Here is a 21,375-nt window from a genome sequence, read left to right on the forward strand (position 1 = left end):
CGCGGTCATCGCATTGATGGATATTTCAGTCATGGCCTAAATTTCCGACTGCCGCTGCCGATAAGCAGACAAGATGAAGCCAAACCACCTTCCCCGCGCACTTGCCATTGCCCTGCTGCCTCTGGTACTGGCAGGCTGCAAGATTGAAGACATTCCGGGCCTGGGTCCAGACCCACGCACCGTGGCGCGCGAGTCCGAAGCCAAGGCCATTGGTGGTGCCTGCCGGCATGCCATGCGCGGGCTGGAGGATTGCTACGTCCTCAACCCCAAGGCGCCCAAGGCGCTTGTGTTTGCGGGCTGGAAGGACATGGATGAATACATGCGCTCCAACAAGATCGAAGGCGTACCTTCCGTACTGGGTCAGAGCGCAGCCGAAAAACGCAGCACTGCGGAGCCCGAAAACAGCGCCAGTCGCAACCGCAGCTGAAATCGCTTGTGCCAGGCCCGGATCATGAGTTCCGGGCCAGTGCCAGCCAACGCCCCCACAGGCCGTAGCAACACTGCTACGGCTTTTTTCATGTTCGACATCTCTCACGGCAAGCACCTCTGATGTCATATTTCCTTTATGGACTTTGAATACAAACAATTCTCATTTATATTCATTGACTATTGATTCCATTCTTAGCCGCACATACGCGCATCCCAGCGACAAGTTCTGTTGTGCTCTCAACCATGGGGACAAGACTGCCGTGCCAGATGATGACTTCAACCAAATACGCCTTGAGCATGAGGCCCTCATGCTGACCTATACGGAAGTGCAGACCCGCTGCACGGCACAGATGCAGTCGCTGGCACGGGAAGTCGAAGCACTCCGGCAGCAGCTCGTACAGCTCAGGGCCAAGGTCATTGTCCGCGACAGCGCTCTTGCCTGGGAGCGTGAGCAGCGCCACGCCCTGGCCCAGGCGATGGCACTGGATCTGCTGCGGGAAACACCTCAACCCACAGCTGAACAGACAGTGTCCGGCATCGACTGGCCTTTGGTTGAGGATGCCGACACCCAGGCCTTGTCCGAGCAGCAGCTACTGGAAGACAGTCTGCACGCCGCCGACCTGGTGATTTGCCAGACAGGTTGCATCAGCGATGGAGCCTACTGGCGCGTGAAGGATCACTGCAAGCGCACCGGCAAGACCTGCCTGCTGGTGGATCAGCCGACCGCCTTGCGGGTGGTTCGCATTCACCCATCGGGAGAGAACGGAAAGGTCGTTGCTGCCCAAGCCTGCATTGAGGGTGCTCCATGAGCCACGGCACAGGAAAAACCTGGGCTGCAGATTTGCTGTCTGCCTGGAAGCAGCAAACCCGCACAGCACTGACTGCAACGCTGGAGCATCGCCATCTCTCAGCACTTGAACACTATAGACATGCACAACAGCTAGGCTTGCAGTTGCTGGTCGCGGAGTCCGGCGATATTGCCGACGATGACCGTATCGCCGCTTATGTCGTTGCCCACCTGAATCTGGCAGATGCTCTCGTCGGAGCGGACCGGGCGGGCGCTGCATTTGAATGCCTGCATGAGGCGCAACAAGCCCTGATGCCATTGCTGCAGCAGGACTCCACCAGCCAGTCCCTGAGTCTGGCGATATACCGTCATCTGCCGCAGCTCCTGGCCGCGCAGGCTGAGCACGCGGCAGCACGGCCCCATAGCGCCTGCGGCATCTGCGCCCCAGCACCCGTCCACCTCGCCAGCAACAGGCACTCTCGCCTTGCCAGCTTCGAGTCCGCGCATTCATCAATGCACTGACTCCCTTCTCTCACTGCCAAGGCTTTTACTCATGAGCTACACCCTGCCCCCACTGGCCTACGACTACGCAGCGCTGGAGCCGCATATCGATGCGCAAACCATGGAGATTCACTACTCCAGGCACCACCAGACCTACATCAACAACCTCAACGCGGCACTCGAAGGCAGCGAGTACGCGCAATGGCCGCTGAACGATCTGCTCGTCAGGATCGAATCGCTGCCTCAGCCGCTGCGCCAGGCCGTGCGCAACAATGGCGGCGGCCATGCCAATCACAGCTTGTTCTGGCAAGTCATGTCTCCCAAAGGGGGCGGCCTGCCGCAGGGCGCTCTTGCGGCAGTCATTGACAGGGACCTGGGCAGCTTCGAGAACTTCAAGACCGAGTTCACCAAGGCCGCCATCAGTCGCTTCGGCAGCGGCTGGGCCTGGCTCAGCGTGGACTACAGCGGCAAGCTGCATGTGGAGAGCAGCGCCAATCAGGACAGCCCTCTGATGCCTGGCATTGGCAGCGGCAACACACCAATCCTGACCCTGGATGTCTGGGAACACGCCTATTACCTGAAATACCAGAACCGCCGTCCCGAATACATCGCCGCTTTCTACAACGTGGTGGACTGGAACGAAGTGGCGCGCCGCTTCGCTACCGCCACCCAGGCTGTCAGGAGCTGAACCATGGGCCCGGACGGACTGCAGACCGCCTCTTCCAGCCATACCCCTCTGCCGCTCAGGACCAGACTCGGGCTGCTGATCTCTGTGGCCGGCGCTCTGGTGCTGGCATCCATGCTCTGGAAACAGCTGCAGAGCAATCCCGCAGCACTGAATGCTCTGCTGGGCGGCAGCGTGGCGGCGCTGGCAACGGCGCTGGGCGCTCTTCCTGTGCTGCTGACCCAACATCCATCCGAGCGCACGCAGGACACTCTATTTGGCTTTGGCGCAGGAGTGATGCTGGCCGCTTGCGCCTTTTCATTGATTCTGCCCGGACTGGAAGCCGCCAGGGCCGCCACCCCGAGCGGGAGCAGCGAATGGCTGGGCGGCGCCATGATCGGCGTCGCCATTTTGCTCGGCGGTGCCGCTCTGCTGGCCATGGACCGCCTGCTGCCGCACGAGCACTTCATCAAAGGCCGCGAAGGCAGCCATGCCCGCCAGCTGCGACGCACCTGGCTGTTTGTGATTGCCATCACCCTTCACAACCTGCCCGAAGGTCTGGCCATCGGCGTGGGCTATGCAGCCAACGAGGGGCTGCGCGCAAGCTCGCTCACGCTGGGCATTGCCATACAGGATGTACCCGAAGGTTTCGTGGTCGCAGCCTCTTTGCTGGCTGCCGGCTATACCCGAGGCTTTGCGGTAGTGCTGGGTGCACTGACAGGGCTGGTCGAGCCTCTGGGCGCCGTGATCGGCGCCATCGTGGTCAGCAGCTCCACCATGCTGCTGCCCTGGGGCCTGGGCTTTGCAGCCGGGGCGATGCTATTTGTCATCAGCCACGAAATCATTCCCGAATCCCACCGCAAGGGCCATGAAGCCTGGGCCACCACGGGACTCATGCTGGGCTTTGTGCTGATGATGATTCTGGATACGTCCCTTGGCGGCTGAACTGCGCCGTGCAAGCGCAGTTCAGGGCTTGCTCTCTTATGCCCGCTCGAAAACGGCCATAGACTCCACATGCGCCGTATGCGGGAACATGTTCACCACACCCGCCGCCACACAGCGATAGCCGGCCTGGTGCACCAGCAAGCCTGCATCACGCGCCAGCGTGGCCGGGTTGCAGCTCACATAGACAATGCGCTTGGGGAACTGCCAGCTTTCCTGACCCTCGGGCAGCGGAGGCAGCAAATCGGGCTGTTCTTCGCTGGCAACGCCGGTCTGCTTGGCGCCGATGCGGATCTGGTGAATATCGGCAAGTGCCTTGGACAGGGCAAACGCACCTTCACGCGGAGGATCGACCAGCCACTTGTCGGAATTGCCGTCGGCAATCAGCATGGCGGGTGTCATCTCGAACAGATTGCGCGCCACAAAGCTGGTGGAAGCCAGCTTGTCGTCTTCGCTGCGGGTGGCGTTGTTGGCCGCATAGTTCTCGTGCGAACGCTTGACGAGTGTTTCCGAGCCTTCAATGCCCAGTACCTCGCGCGCCATGGTGGCAATGGGCAGCGTGAAGTTGCCAAGACCGCAGAACCAGTCGATGACGCGCTCGTCCTTTTTAGCATCCAGCAGGCGCAGCGAGCGCGTGACCAGCACGCGGTTGATATGTGGATTGACCTGGGTGAAGTCGGTCGGCTTGAACGGCATGGTGATGCCGAAGTCCGGCAGACCGTAGGACAGCTGTGTACCGCCTTCTTCCATCAGGTGCACGGTATCCGGACCTTTGGGCTGCAGCCACCACTGGACGTTCTGCTCGGCAGCAAAGTCGCGCAGGCGCTGCTTGTCGGCATCCGACAGAGGCTCCAGATGACGCAGCACCAGGGCAGTGACATGGTCGCCGCAAGCCACTTCGATCTGAGGACAGGTTTCGCGCGCATCCATGCTGGCGATCAGTGCGCGCATGGGCATGAGCATTGCATCCACATGCGGCGGCAAAATCTTGCAGACCTCCATGTCGGCGATGTAGCGGCTCTTGCGCTCGTGGAAGCCCACCAGCACCTTGCCCTTCTTGGCCACATAGCGCACCGACAGGCGCGAGCGAAAGCGATAGCCCCAGGCCGGGCCTTCGATGGGGCGCAGCAGCGTCTCGGGCTTGACCTTGGCCAGATGCCAGAGGTTGTCTTCCAGTACACGCTGCTTGATGGCGACCTGGGCCGCCACATGCAGATGCTGCATCTTGCAGCCACCACAGGCGCCGGCATGCAGCCCGAAATTAGGACAGCCGGGCGTCACACGCTGCGAGGACTCGCGGTGGATTTCAGTCAGCGTGGCCGCTTCCCAGTTGTTCTTCTTGCGATGGGTGTTGGCGCTGACGATTTCACCGGTCAGGGCGCCGTCGATGAAGACCACCTTGCCGTCGGGCTTGCGGGCTACGCCCTGGGCATCCATGTCCATGGACAGCACTTCCAGCCAGCCCTCGGGCAGCGCCGGGGCATCAGACGGGACTTCGGGCAGGTTTTCGGGAATTTTGTTGTCGCGGGATTCACTCATGGTGCCCGATTGTCTCATGTGGCACACCTTTGCAAGCCACACCTACAGCCTCTGCGACAGAGGGGAATCCTAAGCCAAAAAACTGGGGTTTGTGTCACAGGCTTGTGTCACACGCTTGTGTCACAGCTACAAGCTCCCCACGAACACAATGCACCAAGACCTAGTCAACAATGTAAAAACAAGCTATGGTCGAAAAAGAACATTTACTTACCGAATTGAACGATGATCAACCGAATATCTATTGGGGCGATATTTTTCTTAGCAAGTGCATCTATCTTCGCCGGGGACGATTTTTCAAATTTCGATATTTGCAAAGCGGCAATTTCCACGGAAATGCTTAGAGAAGTAAAAATAATGAAGACATTAAAGTCTTCAGAAGAACTCCCCGAAATATCATATATGCGTAGTGACGGGGATAAATTCCGTTATCAATGCAAAATTAATCAGAACCGTATTGTGTGGCGAGGTTACTTCAAAAACCCTACTCAAAAAGGATGGGGGCGCTGGAGGGATACTGACCCTAACGATTCAGTCTTGACTTATAAAATTACAGGGGATAACTTAATATTACATAACAGCTCAACCGGGACATCTATTAATTTCAAGAAAAGCGACTTCAAGAAACCATGAAAATAAAATATCAAGTATTGATATACATACTATTAATAATAATACTTTACTGCATTTATCACTCTATTAAGAGTAGCAATTATTACGCACTAGTTTTCTCACTATTATCAATATTTATAATAAACCCATTTTTCTTTGAAAAATACTTTATTAAAGACGGCAACTATGATAAAGGCACATTCTTAACTGTCGTCTCATATTTTATTTTCTTGGGAATATTTGGATTCATCTCAACCGCAGATGAATCTCGAAGAATAAAAAGCCTTGGCTTTGACAGCCGGACTGAGTATGACGCCGCCATAAAAATAGGTGCAGCAAACAAAAGCGAATACCAATCAAAACTCAATGTAATTAGAATAGAAGAAGAAACAAGAAGAATTAAAGAGCAAAAGGCCAATGAGGAAAAAATAGCTCTAGAGAAACAAAAGAAAGATGCTGCGCAAGCGATCGCAGAAGAAGCATGCAGAAAAGATATTAGCTGTATTGGCGATAGAAAATCATATTCTGCAGGGAGGCTATGCAAACCTTATATTCAAAGTTTAGCAAAATATGATATTGAATGGACTGACGGATTATTTGATATGAAATTTGATCGATTCAGATGGAAAAATAACTCCAAAAAAATAATCACTTTCATTGGAGACAAGGTGAAATTTCAGAATGGATTTGGCGCTTGGTCTAACATGGTATATTTTTGCGATATTGACATAGAATCAAATGCCGTCACCGGTGTCAGTGCTCAAGCAGGACGACTAAATTAGTAATAAATTCATACCGTAAATTACATATTTATAAAGACTGATTATTAAAGGGATGTTTCATCGCAGCCCTTTAATTTTCAGGAAAATTGTGGACATATAAACGTGTCTCAATAAATCCAACAGCATACGAGGCTGAAACAGCTCACCTCGTTAGCCTATTCAGCCGACCACCCGCTCGCGCAATCTACTCAGGGTGCTACGGCTGCACCCTGTAGCCTTCTGAATCTCGCTCCACGTCATCCCCTTGGACAGCATGGACACAATGGCCGCATTTCGCTCTGTGTCCTCCCTGCGGCCCTTGTAGGCACCTTCGGTCCTAGCCTTGGCAATTCCCTCAGCCTGACGGCGGCGGCGGTCTGTGTAGTCCTTGCGGGCTATCGCGGCCAACATGTCCAGCAGCATCCCATTCACAGCGGCCAAGATGCGGGCCGTAGTTTCGTCCGTGATGGCAATGCTCTGCCAAGACGTAGGCAAGTCCAGCGCCACGATACGCACGCCACGCGCCCCAATCTCACGTTTCAGCGCCTCCCAGTCCGCGTCGTTTAGACGTGAGAGACGATCCACCTGCTCGATCAGCAGCACGTCCCCAGCCTTGCAGTCACCCAGCAGCCGGAACAGCTCAGGGCGCTTCAGGCTGGCCCCCGATTCATTCTCGACATACCAAGCGGCCACAGCCAAGCCACGCTCAGCAGCGAAGGCTTCAAGGGCGGCACGGGCGCGGGTGGCGTCTTGTTCTTGGGTGGAGGCTCGGAGATAGGCGCGAATAAACATTCTTTGGTTCGATATAGATGGTTCTTTTAAATCAGTTCGTTGTCATTTTCAGAAGACGACTGCACCAATCAACGAGACATGAAGCCTGCTGTGCATACGGCTCCTGACAGCCCGATATCAGGACTCCTCTGCACGAAACTCGTCTATGCTCAATACTCGTGTGCACCAAAGCGAGGCGAGCATGGCGACCGATACCGTACCGATTGCCGAGCGCGGCGTAGCCACCCTGTCAGAACAGGCATGGGAGCGTGCTCGCTGCCGCGCGGAGATCATTGGGCCGTTGGCGCAGTCGGAGACGGTCGGGCATGAAGCGGCCGACGCAGCAGCCCAGGCGCTGGGTCTGTCCCGGCGGCAGGTCTACGTCCTGATCCGCCGTGCCCGGCAAGGTTCGGGGCTGGTCACTGATTTGGCTCTTGGACAGTCGAGCGGTGGCAAAGGTAAAGGCCGCTTGCCGGAGTCGGTCGAACGAATCATCCGCGAGCTACTGCAAAAGCGCTTCCTGACCAAGCAGAAGCGCAGCTTGGCGGCGTTCCACCGTGAAGTTGCGCGGGTGTGCAAGCTGCAAAAGCTGCGGATGCCGGCGCGCAACACGGTCGCGTTGCGGATCGCCAGCCTTGATCCACTCAAGACCACTCGACTTCGGGAAGGCCAGGATGCGTCCCGCATCCTGCAAGGTGTTGGCGGTGTTCCTCCGCCAGTCTCCGCACCGCTGGAGCAGGTACAGATCGACCACACAGTCATCGACCTGATCGTGGTGGACGAGCGCGACCGGCAACCGATTGGCCGTCCGTACCTGACCCTCGCCATCGACGTGTTCACCCGCTGCGTGGTTGGCATGGTGGTCACGTTAGAAGCGCCATCTGCCGTCTCGGTCGGCCTGTGCCTCGCACACGCCGGTTGCGACAAGCGCCCTTGGTTGGAAAGGTTGGACGTGGAAATGGACTGGCCGATGAGCGGCAAGCCCGCGCTGCTCTACCTGGACAACGCGGCCGAATTCAAGAGCGAGGCGCTACGCCGTGGCTGCGAGCAGCATGGCATCCGGTTGGACTATCGGCCTCTCGGGCAGCCGCACTATGGCGGCATCGTGGAACGGATCATCGGCACGGCGATGCAAATGATCCACGACGAATTGCCGGGGACGACCTTCTCCAACCCTGACCAGCGCGGGGAATACGCCTCCGAGAAGATGGCCGCCCTGACACTGCGCGAGCTGGAACGCTGGCTCGCATTGGCGGTTGGCACCTATCACGGCTCCGTGCACAACGGCCTGCTCCAACCGCCGGCCGCACGCTGGGCCGAAGCTGTCGCGCGTACCGGCGTTCCAACCGTCATCACTCGCACCACGGCTTTTCTGGTCGATTTCCTGCCCGTCCTCCGCCGCACCCTGACCCGCACTGGCTTCGTCATCGACCACATCCACTACTACGCCGATGCGCTCAAGCCGTGGATAGCTCGGCGCGACCGCCTGCCTGCGTTCCTGATCCGGCGCGACCCACGCGACATCAGCCGCATTTGGGTGCTGGAGCCGGAGGGGCAGCACTATCTGGAAATTCCATACCGTACCTTGTCGCACCCGGCTGTCACCCTCTGGGAACAACGGCAGGCGCTGGCGAAATTGCGGCAGCAAGGGCGCGAACAGGTGGATGAGTCGGCGCTGTTCCGCATGATCGGGCAGATGCGCGAAATCGTGACCACTGCGCAGAAAGCCACGCGCAAGGCGCGGCGCGACGCGGATCGACGCCAGCATCTCAAGTCAACGGAACAACCTGTCAAAACCACGCCACCAGCGGACACGGACATGGCAGACCCGCAGGCGGACAACCAGCCACCTGCCAAACCGTTCGACCAGATTGAGGAGTGGTAGCCGTGGACGAATATCCCATCATCGACCTGTCCCACCTGCTGCCGGCGGCCCAGGGCTTGGCCCGTCTCCCGGCGGACGAGCGCATCCATCGCCTTCGCGCCGACCGCTGGATCGGCTATCCGCGAGCAGTCGAGGCGTTGAACCGGCTGGAAGCCCTGTATACGTGGCCAAACAAACAACGCATGCCCAACCTGCTGTTGGTCGGTCCAACCAACAACGGCAAGTCGATGATCGTCGAGAAGTTCCGCCGCGCCCACCCGGCCAGCTCCGACGCCGACCAGGAGCACATCCCGGTATTGGTCGTGCAGATGCCGTCCGAGCCATCGGTGATCCGCTTCTACGTCGCGCTGCTCGCGGCGATGGGAGCACCATTGCGACCGCGCCCACGGCTGCCGGAAATAGAGCAACTGGCGCTGACACTGCTGCGCAAGCTCGGTGTGCGTTTGCTGGTGATCGACGAGCTGCACAACGTCCTGGCCGGCAACAGCGTCAACCGCCGGGAATTCCTCAACCTGCTGCGCTTCCTCGGCAACGAATTGCGCATCCCGCTGGTCGGTGTGGGCACACGCGACGCCTACCTGGCCATCCGCTCGGATGACCAGTTGGAAAATCGCTTCGAGCCGATGATGCTGCCGGTGTGGGAGGCCAACGACGATTGCTGTTCACTGCTGGCCAGCTTCGCGGCTTCGCTCCCGCTGCGGCGACCTTCGTCGATTGCCACGCTGGACATGGCTCGCTACCTGCTCACGCGCAGCGAGGGCACTATTGGCGAGCTGGCGCACCTATTGATGGCGGCGGCCGTGGCCGCCGTGGAGAGTGGTGAGGAAGCGATCAACCACCGCACGCTCAGCATGGCCGATTACACCGGTCCCAGCGAGCGGCGGCGGCAATTCGAGCGGGAACTGATGTGAAGCCAGCGCCACGCTGGCCACTGCATCCGGCACCCAGGGAAGCCGAAGCCCTGTCTTCGTGGCTCAACCGCGTGGCCCTTTGCTATCACATGGAAGTGTCCGAGCTGCTGGAGCACGATCTTGGTCACGGCCAGGTTGATGACCTGGACACCGCGCCACCACTGGCGCTGCTGGCGATGCTCTCCCAGCGGAGCGGTATCGAGCTGGATCGGCTGCGCTGCATGAGTTTCGCCGGCTGGGTGCCTTGGCTACTGGACAGCCTTGATGATCAGATTCCAGCCGCATTGGAAACCTATGCGTTCCAGCTCTCGGTACTGCTGCCGAGACTCCGCCGTAAGACGCGATCCATCACGAGCTGGCGTGCCTGGCTGCCCACCCAACCGATACACCGCGCCTGTCCGCTCTGCCTGAACGATCCGGAGAACCAAGCCGTACTGCTCGCGTGGAAGCTGCCCCTGATGCTGAGCTGCCCACTGCATGGCTGCTGGCTGGAATCCTATTGGGGCGTGCCAGGGCGGTTTCTCGGCTGGGAGAACGCCGACGCCGAACCGCGCACTGCCAGCGACGCGATTGCGGCGATGGACCAGCGTACCTGGCAGGCACTGACGACCGGCCACGTGGAGTTGCCGCGCCGACGCATCCACGCCGGATTGTGGTTTAGGCTGCTACGCACGCTGCTCGATGAGCTGAACACCCCGCTTTCGACGTGCGGCACCTACGCGGGGTATCTCCGCCAAATCTGGGAATGCTGCGGGCATCCGCTGCGTGCTGGGCAAAGTCTGTGGCGACCGTATGAAACCCTGAACCCGGCAGTACGGTTGCAGATGCTGGAGGCGGCGGCAACGGCAATCAGCTTGATTGAGGTGAGGGATATAAGCCCGCCAGGCGAGCACGCAAAGCTATTCTGGTCCGAGCCCCAAACCGGGTTCACCAGTGGCCTGCCGGCGAAAGCGCCGAAGCCCGAACCCGTCGATCACTGGCAGCGTGCAATCCAGGCCATTGATGAGGCCATCATTGAAGCACGACACAACCCCGAGACGGCACGCTCGCTGTTCGCGTTGGCTTCCTATGGTCGGCGCGACCCCGCTTCCTTGGAACAGTTGCGCGCCACCTTCGCGAAGGAAGGCATCCCCCCGGAATTTCTGTCACATTATGAGCCTAGCCTACCCTTTGCATGCCTTAGACAGAATGACGGGTTAAGTGACAAATTTTGACGTGCAGAGCTTCCCGATGCAAACTGTCACATAATCGAACGTATATGTGACAGGTACGACATGCTGATAGGCTACATGCGGGTATCGAAGGCGGACGGCTCCCAGGCTACCGATTTGCAGCGCGACGCGCTGATTGCCGCCGGGGTCGATCCAGTACATCTTTACGAGGACCAGGCATCCGGCATGCGCGAGGATCGGCCCGGCTTGACGAGCTGCCTGAAGGCGTTGCGAACTGGCGACACACTGGTCGTGTGGAAACTGGATCGGCTCGGACGCGACCTGCGACATCTCATCAACACCGTGCACGACCTGACTGGGCGCGGCATCGGCTTGAAGGTATTAACCGGGCACGGCGCGGCCATCGACACCACGACCGCCGCCGGCAAGCTGGTCTTTGGCATCTTCGCCGCCCTGGCCGAGTTCGAGCGCGAGTTGATCGCGGAGCGCACGATTGCCGGCCTAGCCTCGGCCCGCGCGCGCGGGCGGAAAGGCGGCCGGCCGTTCAAGATGACCGCCGCCAAGCTGCGGCTGGCGATGGCGGCAATGGGTCAGCCAGAGACCAAGGTCGGCGACCTGTGCCAGGAACTTGGCGTCACGCGGCAGACCCTGTATCGGCATGTTTCACCCAAGGGTGAGCTACGTCCAGATGGCGAGAAGCTACTCAGCCGAATTTGATGCCGGCATGAGGCAACGTAGCGACAGCGTGGTTTGTCTCAATGGGAAGCGCTCATGATCGATCTTTGAAGGCCCGCAGCAGTCGTGTCACAGACAGGACGAACAAACCGGTCAGCGTGAGGGCTGCGATACCCCAGTACTCTCCGATGAACGCGCCGGCCGTCGTGCCGGCCAGCACAATGGCGAGAATCGGCAAATGGCAGGGACAGGTGAGCACGGCCAGCGCGCCCCACAGGTAGCCGGTGATCGGTTTGTGCGTCTCGGACGGCAAGCGCTCGGGGCTGTTCATGGCAGACTCTCCGCGTGCTGTGCCGGCTCGGTCGGCATGGTGGCCAACTGCACCTCCAGATCGGCCAACGCTTCGCGCCGACGCTCGACGAACTGGCGCAGAACGGCAAGCTGCGCGGCCGCTTCATCGCCGTCCGCAGCATCCAGCGCCCGGCACAGCCGCGCCAGCGCGTCCAGGCCGATGCCCGCCTCGAAGGCCGCCCGCACGAAGCACAGCCGTTGCAAGGCGGCATCATCGAACAGGCCATAGCCGCCCGGGGTGCACGCCACCGGACGCAGCAATCCGCGCAGCAGGTAGTCGCGCACGATATGCACGCTCACCCCGGCATCAAGGGCCAGCCGGGACACGGTGTAGGCGCTCATTGAAAACCTCCTTTTTTTATCCAGCGCAGCAGGAAAGCTGCTTCACGTCCTTGTTGAAGGTCTGCGCCGCAAGCTTCAACCCCTCGACCATTGTCAGGTAGGGGAACAACTGGTCGGCCAGTTCCTGCACCGTCATGCGGTTGCGGATGGCGAGCACCGCCGTCTGGATCAGTTCGCCCGCTTCCGGGGCCACCGCCTGCACGCCGATGAGCCGTCCGCTACCTTCCTCGATGACCAGCTTGATGAAGCCGCGTGTGTCGAAGTTGGCAAGCGCTCGCGGAACGTTGTCGAGTGTCAGCGTGCGACTGTCGGTCTCGATGCCATCGTGGTGCGCTTCCGCCTCGCTGTAGCCCACGGTGGCGACTTGCGGGTCGGTGAACACCACTGCCGGCATCGCGGTCAGATTGAGGGCTGCGTCGCCGCCGGTCATGTTGATCGCGGCACGGGTGCCGGCGGCCGCTGCCACGTAGACGAACTGCGGCTGGTCGGTGCAGTCGCCGGCCGCGTAGATGTTCGGGTTGCTCGTGCGCATGCCTTGGTCGATAACGATGGCCCCTTGCGCATTGACAGTGACCCCCGCCGCGTCCAGCGCGAGGCTGCGCGTATTCGGTGCCCGACCGGTGGCAACCAGCAACTTGTCAGCGCGCAATTCACCGTGTCCGGTGGTCAGCACGAATTCGCCGTTCACATGGGCGACCTGGCTGGCTTGCGTGTGCTCCAGCACCTCGATGCCCTCGGCGCGGAAAGCGGCTGTCACGGCCTCGCCGATGGCCGGGTCTTCCCGGAAGAACAAGGTGCTGCGTGCCAGGATCGTGACCTGGCTGCCGAGCCGGGCAAAGGCTTGCGCCAGTTCCAACGCCACCACCGACGAACCGATCACGGCCAGGCGTGCGGGAATGGTGTCGCTGACAAGCGCTTCGGTGGAAGTCCAGTAGGGTGACTCTTTCAGGCCCGGAATCGGCGGCACGGCCGGACTGGCACCGGTGGCGACCAGGCAGCGGTCGAACGTTACCTCGCGCTCGCCACCCTCGTTCAAACGGACGACCAGGCTCTGGTCGTCCTTGAAACGCGCTTCACCGTGCAAAACGGTGATGGCTGGATTGCCGTCCAGGATGCCTTCGTATTTGGCGTGCCGCAGTTCATCGACACGGGCCTGCTGCTGGGCCAGCAGTTTGCTGCGGTCAATCGCAGGCACAGTTGCCGCAATACCGCCGTCGAACGGACTTTCCCGGCGCAGATGGGCAATATGGGCAGCGCGGATCATGATCTTGGACGGCACACAGCCGATATTGACGCAGGTGCCGCCGATGGTGCCGCGTTCGATCAGCGTGACCGTCGCGCCTTGCTCGACGGCCTTCAGCGCCGCCGCCATCGCGGCCCCGCCGCTGCCAATGATGGCGATATGCAAACCGGCGCCCTCAAGTGCATCACGGATTTTTGGTTCATCTTTGAAATCACCAACCCGGATCGAGCCTTGATAACCCAATGCGGCGATGGCGGCCAGCAGTTGGTTGTGGCTCACGGCGGTGTCTGCCATGACTTGCGCGCGGCTTTCTGGATAGGACACCACAGCGGCATTCACGCCGGGAATCTTTTCCAAAGCATCTTTGACATGGGTGGCGCAGGATGTGCAGGTCATGCCATTCACGGTGATTTCGGTCATTTTTTTACTCCATTGAATTTCGGGGTGCAGCAGGCATCGGCTTGGCGTTTTCGTTGGATGGCGTAGATGGTCAAGCCGATGAAAATCGCCAGCGCAGGCAGCAGCACATAGTCCAGATAGCCGGTCAGCGCGGACAAGCCGACCACACCGAGCAAAATGACCAGAACAGGGGTGAAGCAACACAGCGCCACGAGGGTTGTGCCAATGATGCTGACCCGCAGCAGTGTCTTCGGGTCTTTCATGATCAGTTCTTGACTGATGATGGGTAGCCCGCATCCTCGGTAGCCTTGGTCAGTTTCTGCACGCTGGTCTTGGCATCATCGAAGGTGACCACCGCTTCGCGCGTCTCGAAGGTCACGTCAACTTTACTGACGCCATCGACCTTGGAAATCGCCTTCTTGACAGTGATCGGACAGGCCGAGCAGGTCATGCCCGGTACGGACAGCGTAACGGTCTGGGTGGCGGCCCACACGGGGGCAACAACGGCAGCGAGGGCAAGGGCGGAAAGCAGCTTTTTCATGGTGAACTCCTGTGATCAATAGAAAAATGGCACGACGTAGGGAAATCCGAGCGCGACCAAAACCAGCACGGCCACGCCCCAGAAAATGAGCTTGTAAGTAGCTCGCACTTGGGGAATCGCGCAAACCTCACCCGGTTTGCAGGCGGCTGACGGCCGGTAGATGCGCCGCCAGGCGAAGAACAACGCCACCAGCGCCACGCCGATAAAGATGGGGCGATAGGGTTCCAACACCGTCAAGTTGCCGATCCAAGCGCCGCTGAACCCCAAGGCGATCAGAACCAGCGGCCCGAGGCAGCAAGCCGAGGCGAGGATGGCGGCCAGCCCGCCAGTGAAGAGCGCGCCGCGCCCGTTTTGAGGTTCAGACATACGTTTGTCCTTTCGAATCTGAATTGGATAGCTTAAGCTTACTTCCGTAGTTATGTACGGAGTCAAGCGATATGGAAAACAATTTGGAGAACCTGACCATTGGCGTTTTCGCCAGGACGGCCGGGGTCAATGTGGAGACCATCCGGTTCTATCAGCGCAAGGGCTTGCTCCCGGAACCGGACAAGCCTTACGGCAGCATTCGCCGCTATGGCGAGACGGATGTAACGCGGGTGCGCTTCGTGAAATCAGCCCAGCGGTTGGGCTTCAGCCTGGATGAGATCGCCGAGCTGCTGCGGCTGGAGGATGGCACCCATTGCGAGGAAGCCAGCAGCCTGGCCGAGCACAAGCTCAAGGACGTGCGCGAGAGGATGGCTGACCTGGCGCGCATGGAGGCCGTGCTGTCTGATTTGGTGTGCGCCTGCCATGCGCGGAAGGGGAACGTTTCCTGCCCGCTGATTGCGTCACTGCAAGGGAAGAAAGAACCGCGCAGTGCGGACGCGGTGTAGCCCGAGGGAACTACGCCTTAGCGTGCTTTATTTTCCGTTTTCTGAGGCGACTCCTGGTAACGGCTTTTGAATGGTGAAGAGCTGGTCTCCTTGGTGAATCGGTGAAAGGCCGAGATCATCCGATACGAGGCCGGCATCTGACAAGTCGGGCCAGAGCAATCACGCCTGTGCGATAGATCTAAAACGAGGAAGCAAGCAATGATCGGCTGGTGGATAGTGGTGGCGGCTCAGACGCCCGAGGAACGCGACCGTGCAATCGATACCAAGCCAGCAGTGCTGGCGAATTGGGAGGTTGGACCAGGCGGAATCGATTGGCTGCATCAACTCGTCAAAGCAGGCAAAGCCAGCCAGTTGTCATTCAGCGGCTACCCGAACCGCTACACCGCCAATGCGAGCAATGTGCTGCCGCTGCTTGCAGGCGGTCCGCCTGCACACCGAGGTCCCCCGATCATTGGAGACGACTACGTCATGCCGGCGAACTGGAAGGGCAACGTGATCTTCCATCAAGACAAGATCGCAGCCTGTCCGCCCGACCAGGCACTGACCATCGACGCCTGGGATCAATCCTGACGGTCTCGTTCGCGCAGTTGTCTAGGCAAGGCCTTCTCTGACCACGGCATCCCACTCCCAGGCTGCATCATGGCCTGTCAAGTCACGATGACAGCGCGCCTAGCATTGCAGCCCGCTCCAGGAGGAAAATCATGGGCATGACCAAGAAGACAAGACCACAGAAGGTTCCGCGTCAAGCTTCGCGGCCACGAGCGCGCGACGTTTCTTCCAAGCTGCGGCGGGAGGGCCCCACGCTGGAGAGCCTGCTTGCTCGGTTCGATCCACAGCTGCACGGTGGAGAGGTGATGGCCTGGCCTCCCATTGGGGTCGAGGTGCAGTCGTGAGCACGATGCAAGAACGTTGCGATGCCATGGCCCAAGCACTTGCCACCACGCGCATTGCGGGCCACGAACCAACACCTCGATTTCTGGAGGACGTCGCGGCGGTGGTCGAGGGCACGATGACGTATGACCAAGCCATTCGCGCCAGCGCGGCCAGGGCGAGCGATCGACATGGGATAGAACTGCCCGAGCACCCCGAGACTTAGAGCGGGTCTCGTGTGTTATCGAGAGGGGGGCCGATTCCGCGTGGCCGGCTGAGACCTTATCGCATAAGCCGACTGCCTTTAATTACTTCGAGGCTTATGAGCTAAAACTGGCCGTATCCTGGCTTGCCCTCTTGAGAATTGCGGGCCGCTGGACCATGCTGCTGAGCGCGCGGCCGATGTACGGCGCGCGCTGCCCCCACTCAATAAAACCAACAGGAGATACCTATGAAGGACACCATACCCAGCCGCAGACGTGTACTCGCCCTTGCAGCGGCATTGCCCGTGGCTGCCGCATCCGTGGGATGCGCATCAACGCAATACAGCACGCCATCGAGCACTTTTGTACTGGTGCCGGGAGCATGGCATGGGGGCTGGTGCTACCGGCGCGTGGGCGACCTGCTTCGACGGCAGGGTCATCACGTGTACACGCCCAGCCTGACCGGTGTCGGCGAGAAGTCGCACCTCTTGAGTCGGAACGTCGGGCTTCAGACGCATGTCGATGACGTCGTCAACCTCGTCAAATGGGAGGATCTGCGCGACATCGTCCTGGTCGGGCATTCCTATGGCGGCATGGTGATCACCGGCGCGGCCGAGGTCCTCGAGCCTCGCATCAAATCGATCGTGTACCTGGATGCCTTTGTTCCCGAGGTCGGTCAATCCATGCTGGATATCGCCGGGGCTGTTTCACGGGCGCGCATCGAGGCCCAGGCCCTGCGCACCCAGGGTCTTTCCCTGGATCCGATACCGGCGCGCATTTTCAAGGTGAACGAGGCGGACCAGAAATGGGTGGATGAAAAAATGACGCCCCACCCGTTTGCCACCTTTCGCGACCCGGCGGGGTCCGCCAGCGCCTACCAACGAATTCGCCGGAAGTTCTATGTCCGGGCGACGCGTTACGCGTCAGAGCCGTTTGATCAGTTCGCGGGCAAGCTGCGATCGCGGAGCGACTGGAGCGTTCGGTTCCTGGACGCCGGTCATGACCTCATGATCGACCGGCCGGCCGACGTGGCTGCCCTCCTCCTGGAGGCCGCAGGCTGAAGTGAGGCGGCAGGGCGTGCATGCGTACGCCTTGCCGTGTGGTTGTCAGTCGCGGCTACCCGGGCGCAGACGACGGGCCTGGCACGAATACATCGGCGTGAAAGTCTTCGCTGGCCAGGCCTTTTTCGTTGGCTGCCGCGCGCACGGCGGACACCATGGGCGGCGAGCCACAGCAGTACACGACGTGGCCGGCCAGGTCGGCGCAAGTGGCGTGCAGGGCCTGGTCTACCCGGCCCGCGAAGGCATCGCCCACGGCATCGGCCGGCACGTCGCTCAGGGCGGCGACGAAGCGGAACCCGGGCCACTGCTTCTGCCAACGTCCGACGGCGGCACGCAGATACAAACCACCCGGCTCGCGTGCGCCCCAGATGAGGGTGATGTCGCGTTGCACGCGCTTTTTCAACATGTCGTCCAGGATGGACTTGACCGGTGCGAAGCCGGTGCCGCCGGCCACGAACACGATGGGGCGCATGTCGTCTGTGGCGAGCGCCACGTTGCCGAAAGGCAGTTCGATCTCCAGCAGGTCGCCCGGCACCAGCTGCGCCACGCGTGCGCTGAACTTCCCGCCCGGCACATGGCGGATGTGCAGCGTGGCGCCGTCGCTTTCCTGCGGCGGGTTGGCCATGGAATAGCAGCGCGCGCTGCCGTCTTCCGTCCGGATCTGCAGGTACTGGCCGGCCTGAAATTTGGCGCGTTGGCCGGCGGGCAGGCGCAGGCGCAGCACGGACACGTCGGGCGCAGCAAGTTCGTTGCTGTAGACCTTGGCGGTGAAGGTCTTGCGCGCGGACGGATCCAGCCGTTTCCAGGACGCGGGCCGCAACACCACGTCGGTGGTGGGCGTGCACAGGCAGAACAGCACCTGGCCGGGCAGACAGGTGTCGTTGCGGACGGCGGCGCCGTTGAGGCCGGTCACGTCGCCGGCGGCAATGCTGCCGGCGCAACTGCCGCACACGCCCTTGCGGCAGGAATACGGCAACTCGATGCCGGCATGCAAGGCCGCATCGAGCAGGCTCTGGCCCGGCGCAGCTTGGAAGGCGACCTCCGTCGCTTCAAGGGCAACGCGATGGCTCATGCGACCGCCTGGGCTTGTGCGGCGCCGGAGAGCAGGGCGATGGTGCGCAGCAGAGCGGTCGGGTCGGCGATGCCGCGGCCGGCGATGTCCATGGCGCTGCCGTGGCCCACGCTGGACAGCAGCGCGTCGGCGCCTATGCTCAGGGCGCTGGCGGCGTTGGGCGCCAGCAGTTTGATGGGGATGTGGCCCTGGTCGTGCAGCATGGCCACGTACAGGTCATGCCGGCGCTGCGACAGCAGCATGTCGGCGCCGTGCGGGCCGTCCACGCGCAAGCCCTCGGCGCGCAGCTGCGCCATGGCCGGCAGGACCACCTGCTGGTCTTCCGGGCCGAACAGCGTGCCCTCGGAAGCATGCGGATTGATGCCGAACACGCCGATCGAGGGGTCGGGGACTCCCAGCAAAGCGCAGGCACGCGCGCCGGCCCGCGCGGCGCGCGCCACGCGTTCCGGCGTCAGCCGGTCCAGCGCCGTGCGCACGCTTTCATGCAGGGTTGCGTGAACGATGCGCAGGCCGCCGCCGACCAGCAGCAGGAACACTTCGTCCTCGGGCAGGCCGCACACGCGCGCGACCAGGGACGGGTAGCCGCTGAAGGGAATGCGGGCCTCGGCAATGGCGGATTCGTGGTGCGGGCACGCGATGACGGCGTCGAATTGCCCGGCCCGGCAAGCCTGCAGGGCGGCGGTGGCCGAAGCGATGGCGGAGGCGCCGGCCGCCGGGTCGATGCGCCCGGGTTGCGCGGCACTGTCTGGCAAGCCGCCGGCTTCGACGTGGCGCAACTGCGGCCACAAGGCGGACAAGTTCGACACGGCAGCGGCGCGTTCCAGCACGGCGCCCGGACCGAAGAGCGTGATGCGCCGCCGGTCCGCGGCATCCAGCGCGGCCAGCGCCTTCAGCGCGATTTCAGGGCCGATGCCGTTCGGGTCGCCCGCGGCGAGTGCGAGTCGGCGGTGCGAGGCCGTCACAGCGGCAGCGCCATCAGGGTGTCGGTCACCGTGCTGTCGCAGATCGCCACGCGCTCGGCCAGCAGCAGCCGGCCGTCCTGTCGCACGAAGCGGTCGCGGTACACGCCGGTGGCGAACACCTCGGTCTGCCCCGTTCCCATGATGCGCACCACGATGAAGGGCGTGCGTGCCTGCGCTGCCGCGTCGCTGGCGGACTCCACCAGGGGAATGCCCAGCAGGTGGCGGTAGCGCTGGCGTTCGTAGATGTTGGCCTCGCGCAGGGCGGCAATGCGGTCTTCCAGCATCGCGCGGGAGTCGGCATAAACGATGCCTGCTGCCCAGCCTTCCTGCTCGTTTTCGACGTGGGTGATGCGGTAGTGGCATTCGGGCGTGAAGAACGCCGGCCACTGCTCCAGCGCGTCGCTGTCAATGGCATGGGCGTAGGCGGCGTTGAAGGCGCACAGCGCCAGCAAGTCGATCATGTGGGAATTCCCTTGTTCTGCGGCGCCTCAGGCGCCCATGTGGTGGCGGTAGGCTTTCCAGAAACCACGGACCGATGTTTCGGTGGCGCGGCCTTCGCTGGAGCCGGCATGGTCGCCGCCCATCTCGACCACCGCCGCTTTGTCGCTCGCGCCGGCGATGCCGCGCTGCACGAAGCCGCCCACGGCCCCGTCTTCCATGGAGATGAAGCCCGCGGGGCCGACCAGGTTGGACTGCTTCAGGCGCACCGCGCGCTGTGCGGGCGTGTCGTCGGCGTAGCCGAAATAGGTCCAGTTCAGCTCGGTCCGGTCCACGCCCCTGGGCAGCACCTGGCGCACCGCCAGGCAGTTCTGGATCTGCTGCAGCACGAAGCCGGGGAAGACCGACAGGATTTGCAGCGTCACGCCGTCGTCGTATTCGGTGAAGCCGGCCAGCAGGCTGGGGTCCTTGAGGCGATAGCGGTCATTGTCCGAGCGCAGGGCCTGGTCCTGGTAGGAGGAGTCCTTCTCCGCGGAGGCGTCGATCATCGAGAAGCTGGCGTGGTGGCCGCCCGATGCGTCCACGATCACGCCGCCTTTTTGCGACAGCCGGTTCAGCTCGAAGGTGGTGAAAAACAGGTGCAGCAGACTGGCGTGGTAGCTGTCCTTGACGTTTTCCACGTACAGCTTCCAGTTGTTGGGCAGGGCCTGGGTGAAGCGGCCTATGACCTCCACCGGTTTGTGCATCACGCGCTCGATGCGCTGGCAGATCTCCTCGCCCAGGTAGTCCTCGATGTCCGGCACGTCTTCCGAGAAGCTGCCGAACACCAGGCCGGCGAAGACGGCGATGCGCAGCTTGCGCGGGCCGTGCTCTTCCTTGCAGAAGCCCGGCGGCATGCCGCCCTGTCCCTTGACGCCCTTCTCGAACGCCACGCCGGTCAGGTCGCCCTGCCGGTTGTAGCTCCAGGCGTGGTAGACGCATTGGAAGTTGTCGGCCTTGCCGGATTTCTCCAGGGCGATCAGCGCGCCGCGATGGGCGCAGCGGTTCTCGAAGGCGTAGATCTCGCCGTCGCCGTCGCGCACGACCACCACCGGGGTCGTGCCGCAAAACGTCGTGCGGTAGCTGCCTTCGTCCGGCAGCTCGGCGTCCAGGCACAGGAAGTTCCAGGTGCTGCCGCGAAAAATGCGTTTCTGCTCCTGCTCCGGCAGGTCGGCATCGCTGTAAAGCGAGAAGGGGATGCGCGTGAGGTGGGGTCTCCTCGTTTTCAGTGCAATAAGTGACGGTACGAAAAGCTAGCACTGGCGCGGAGGTGGTGTTGGTAGATCGTTGATTTCATTGACTTTCCTGTTCACTTTCAAATCTGCGATTCGTGGCG

Annotated in this window: 27 protein-coding genes; 14 read left to right on the forward strand and 13 right to left on the reverse strand. The window is 61.3% G+C overall.

Annotation, left to right across the window (positions count from 1 at the left end; all coding sequences use genetic code 11):
• Positions 1 to 73: 73 nt before the first annotated feature.
• On the forward strand, positions 74 to 427 hold the full coding sequence (locus FSY45_RS08765; protein WP_003064119.1) for a hypothetical protein: 354 nt from the start codon (positions 74 to 76) through the stop codon (positions 425 to 427).
• A 310-nt stretch (positions 428 to 737) separates the two neighbouring features.
• On the forward strand, positions 738 to 1,238 hold the full coding sequence (locus FSY45_RS08770) for a DUF2325 domain-containing protein (protein WP_003064122.1): 501 nt from the start codon (positions 738 to 740) through the stop codon (positions 1,236 to 1,238).
• A 131-nt stretch (positions 1,239 to 1,369) separates the two neighbouring features.
• Here FSY45_RS08770 and FSY45_RS08775 read toward each other — a convergent pair whose 3' ends face one another.
• Positions 1,370 to 1,723 (reverse strand): hypothetical protein, encoded by a 354-nt coding sequence (locus FSY45_RS08775; RefSeq protein ID WP_255443266.1) that lies wholly within the window; start codon positions 1,721 to 1,723, stop codon positions 1,370 to 1,372.
• Positions 1,724 to 1,769: 46 nt separating this feature from the next.
• Here FSY45_RS08775 and FSY45_RS08780 point away from each other — a divergent pair, with 46 nt between their 5' ends.
• Together FSY45_RS08780 and FSY45_RS08785 are read left to right on the forward strand one after the other, a co-directional pair.
• Complete coding sequence (locus FSY45_RS08780) at positions 1,770 to 2,405, forward strand: superoxide dismutase (RefSeq protein ID WP_046462779.1); 636 nt, start codon at positions 1,770 to 1,772, stop codon at positions 2,403 to 2,405.
• 3 nt (positions 2,406 to 2,408) lie between these two features.
• Complete coding sequence (locus tag FSY45_RS08785) at positions 2,409 to 3,326, forward strand: ZIP family metal transporter (protein ID WP_046462778.1); 918 nt, start codon at positions 2,409 to 2,411, stop codon at positions 3,324 to 3,326.
• A 36-nt stretch (positions 3,327 to 3,362) separates the two neighbouring features.
• Here FSY45_RS08785 and rlmD read toward each other — a convergent pair whose 3' ends face one another.
• Positions 3,363 to 4,862: a 23S rRNA (uracil(1939)-C(5))-methyltransferase RlmD gene (rlmD, locus tag FSY45_RS08790; RefSeq protein ID WP_046462783.1), complete on the reverse strand. Its 1,500-nt coding sequence runs from the start codon at positions 4,860 to 4,862 to the stop codon at positions 3,363 to 3,365.
• A gap of 222 nt (positions 4,863 to 5,084) precedes the next feature.
• Between rlmD and FSY45_RS08795 the strand changes: the two genes are divergently transcribed.
• On the forward strand, positions 5,085 to 5,492 hold the full coding sequence (locus FSY45_RS08795) for a hypothetical protein (protein WP_148748027.1): 408 nt from the start codon (positions 5,085 to 5,087) through the stop codon (positions 5,490 to 5,492).
• Positions 5,489 to 6,253: a hypothetical protein gene (locus tag FSY45_RS08800; RefSeq protein WP_148748028.1), complete on the forward strand. Its 765-nt coding sequence runs from the start codon at positions 5,489 to 5,491 to the stop codon at positions 6,251 to 6,253. Before FSY45_RS08795 ends, FSY45_RS08800 begins: the two co-directional genes overlap by 4 nt.
• Positions 6,254 to 6,412: 159 nt before the next feature.
• Here FSY45_RS08800 and FSY45_RS08805 read toward each other — a convergent pair whose 3' ends face one another.
• Entirely contained in the window at positions 6,413 to 7,024 is a 612-nt protein-coding gene (locus FSY45_RS08805; protein ID WP_148748029.1) for a recombinase family protein, read from the reverse strand.
• 181 nt (positions 7,025 to 7,205) lie between these two features.
• On the opposite strand from FSY45_RS08805, the gene FSY45_RS08810 reads away from it, so the two are divergent.
• Genes FSY45_RS08810 through FSY45_RS08825 form a run of 4 tightly spaced genes read left to right on the forward strand, consistent with a single transcriptional unit; the run spans position 7,206 to position 11,688 of the window.
• Entirely contained in the window at positions 7,206 to 8,888 is a 1,683-nt protein-coding gene (locus FSY45_RS08810; protein WP_011494284.1) for a Mu transposase C-terminal domain-containing protein, read from the forward strand.
• A 2-nt stretch (positions 8,889 to 8,890) separates the two neighbouring features.
• On the forward strand, positions 8,891 to 9,799 hold the full coding sequence (locus tag FSY45_RS08815) for a TniB family NTP-binding protein (RefSeq protein WP_013741668.1): 909 nt from the start codon (positions 8,891 to 8,893) through the stop codon (positions 9,797 to 9,799).
• Positions 9,796 to 11,013, forward strand: a complete 1,218-nt coding sequence (locus FSY45_RS08820; protein ID WP_009288528.1) for a TniQ family protein — start codon at positions 9,796 to 9,798, stop codon at positions 11,011 to 11,013. The genes FSY45_RS08815 and FSY45_RS08820 overlap by 4 nt, the downstream gene beginning before the upstream one ends.
• A 60-nt stretch (positions 11,014 to 11,073) precedes the next feature.
• Positions 11,074 to 11,688 carry a recombinase family protein gene (locus FSY45_RS08825; protein WP_000904941.1) on the forward strand — a complete coding sequence of 205 codons (615 nt, stop codon included), beginning with the start codon at positions 11,074 to 11,076 and terminating at the stop codon, positions 11,686 to 11,688.
• A 52-nt stretch (positions 11,689 to 11,740) separates the two neighbouring features.
• Here the strand turns inward: FSY45_RS08825 and merE are convergent, their stop codons facing one another.
• From merE to merT, 6 genes are read right to left on the reverse strand one after another with little or no spacing between them, the layout of a single operon-like run.
• Positions 11,741 to 11,977 (reverse strand): broad-spectrum mercury transporter MerE, encoded by a 237-nt coding sequence (gene merE / locus FSY45_RS08830; protein ID WP_001087809.1) that lies wholly within the window; start codon positions 11,975 to 11,977, stop codon positions 11,741 to 11,743.
• On the reverse strand, positions 11,974 to 12,339 hold the full coding sequence (merD, locus tag FSY45_RS08835; RefSeq protein WP_003465059.1) for a mercury resistance co-regulator MerD: 366 nt from the start codon (positions 12,337 to 12,339) through the stop codon (positions 11,974 to 11,976). The genes merE and merD overlap by 4 nt, the downstream gene beginning before the upstream one ends.
• Before the next feature lie 16 nt (positions 12,340 to 12,355).
• Positions 12,356 to 14,002, reverse strand: a complete 1,647-nt coding sequence (merA, locus tag FSY45_RS08840) for a mercury(II) reductase (RefSeq protein ID WP_000136268.1) — start codon at positions 14,000 to 14,002, stop codon at positions 12,356 to 12,358.
• A complete protein-coding gene (gene merF, locus FSY45_RS08845) occupies positions 13,999 to 14,244 on the reverse strand; it encodes a mercury resistance system transport protein MerF (protein ID WP_000654684.1) in 246 nt (81 codons plus the stop codon). Before merF ends, merA begins: the two co-directional genes overlap by 4 nt.
• A gap of 2 nt (positions 14,245 to 14,246) precedes the next feature.
• Entirely contained in the window at positions 14,247 to 14,522 is a 276-nt protein-coding gene (merP, locus tag FSY45_RS08850; RefSeq protein ID WP_000735441.1) for a mercury resistance system periplasmic binding protein MerP, read from the reverse strand.
• Positions 14,523 to 14,537: 15 nt separating this feature from the next.
• Positions 14,538 to 14,888: a mercuric ion transporter MerT gene (merT, locus tag FSY45_RS08855; protein WP_001294667.1), complete on the reverse strand. Its 351-nt coding sequence runs from the start codon at positions 14,886 to 14,888 to the stop codon at positions 14,538 to 14,540.
• Positions 14,889 to 14,959: 71 nt separating this feature from the next.
• Between merT and merR the strand changes: the two genes are divergently transcribed.
• The 4 genes from merR (at position 14,960) to FSY45_RS08880 (ending at position 17,528) form a co-directional block, all read left to right on the forward strand.
• Positions 14,960 to 15,394, forward strand: a complete 435-nt coding sequence (gene merR, locus FSY45_RS08860) for an Hg(II)-responsive transcriptional regulator (RefSeq protein ID WP_000429838.1) — start codon at positions 14,960 to 14,962, stop codon at positions 15,392 to 15,394.
• 198 nt (positions 15,395 to 15,592) lie between these two features.
• Positions 15,593 to 15,964, forward strand: coding sequence for a hypothetical protein (locus tag FSY45_RS08865; RefSeq protein ID WP_148748030.1), 372 nt, complete (start codon positions 15,593 to 15,595; stop codon positions 15,962 to 15,964).
• 328 nt (positions 15,965 to 16,292) lie between these two features.
• Positions 16,293 to 16,490, forward strand: coding sequence for an antitoxin VbhA family protein (locus FSY45_RS08875; RefSeq protein WP_148748032.1), 198 nt, complete (start codon positions 16,293 to 16,295; stop codon positions 16,488 to 16,490).
• A gap of 225 nt (positions 16,491 to 16,715) precedes the next feature.
• On the forward strand, positions 16,716 to 17,528 hold the full coding sequence (locus tag FSY45_RS08880; RefSeq protein WP_148748033.1) for an alpha/beta fold hydrolase: 813 nt from the start codon (positions 16,716 to 16,718) through the stop codon (positions 17,526 to 17,528).
• Between the two features lie 55 nt (positions 17,529 to 17,583).
• Here the strand turns inward: FSY45_RS08880 and FSY45_RS08885 are convergent, their stop codons facing one another.
• From FSY45_RS08885 to FSY45_RS08900, 4 genes are read right to left on the reverse strand one after another with little or no spacing between them, the layout of a single operon-like run.
• Positions 17,584 to 18,600, reverse strand: coding sequence for a 2Fe-2S iron-sulfur cluster-binding protein (locus FSY45_RS08885; RefSeq protein WP_148748034.1), 1,017 nt, complete (start codon positions 18,598 to 18,600; stop codon positions 17,584 to 17,586).
• On the reverse strand, positions 18,597 to 19,562 hold the full coding sequence (locus FSY45_RS08890) for a PdxA family protein (RefSeq protein ID WP_148748035.1): 966 nt from the start codon (positions 19,560 to 19,562) through the stop codon (positions 18,597 to 18,599). The genes FSY45_RS08885 and FSY45_RS08890 overlap by 4 nt, the downstream gene beginning before the upstream one ends.
• Positions 19,559 to 20,023 carry a nuclear transport factor 2 family protein gene (locus FSY45_RS08895; protein ID WP_148748036.1) on the reverse strand — a complete coding sequence of 155 codons (465 nt, stop codon included), beginning with the start codon at positions 20,021 to 20,023 and terminating at the stop codon, positions 19,559 to 19,561. The genes FSY45_RS08890 and FSY45_RS08895 overlap by 4 nt, the downstream gene beginning before the upstream one ends.
• A 27-nt stretch (positions 20,024 to 20,050) precedes the next feature.
• The gene (locus FSY45_RS08900; RefSeq protein WP_148748037.1) at positions 20,051 to 21,274 is read right to left on the reverse strand and encodes an aromatic ring-hydroxylating dioxygenase subunit alpha; all 1,224 of its coding nucleotides are present in this window, start codon (positions 21,272 to 21,274) and stop codon (positions 20,051 to 20,053) included.
• Between the last annotated feature and the right edge of the window lie 101 nt (positions 21,275 to 21,375).

This window comes from Comamonas sp. Z1 (assembly GCF_008121555.1).
GTDB lineage: Bacteria > Pseudomonadota > Gammaproteobacteria > Burkholderiales > Burkholderiaceae_C > Comamonas > Comamonas thiooxydans.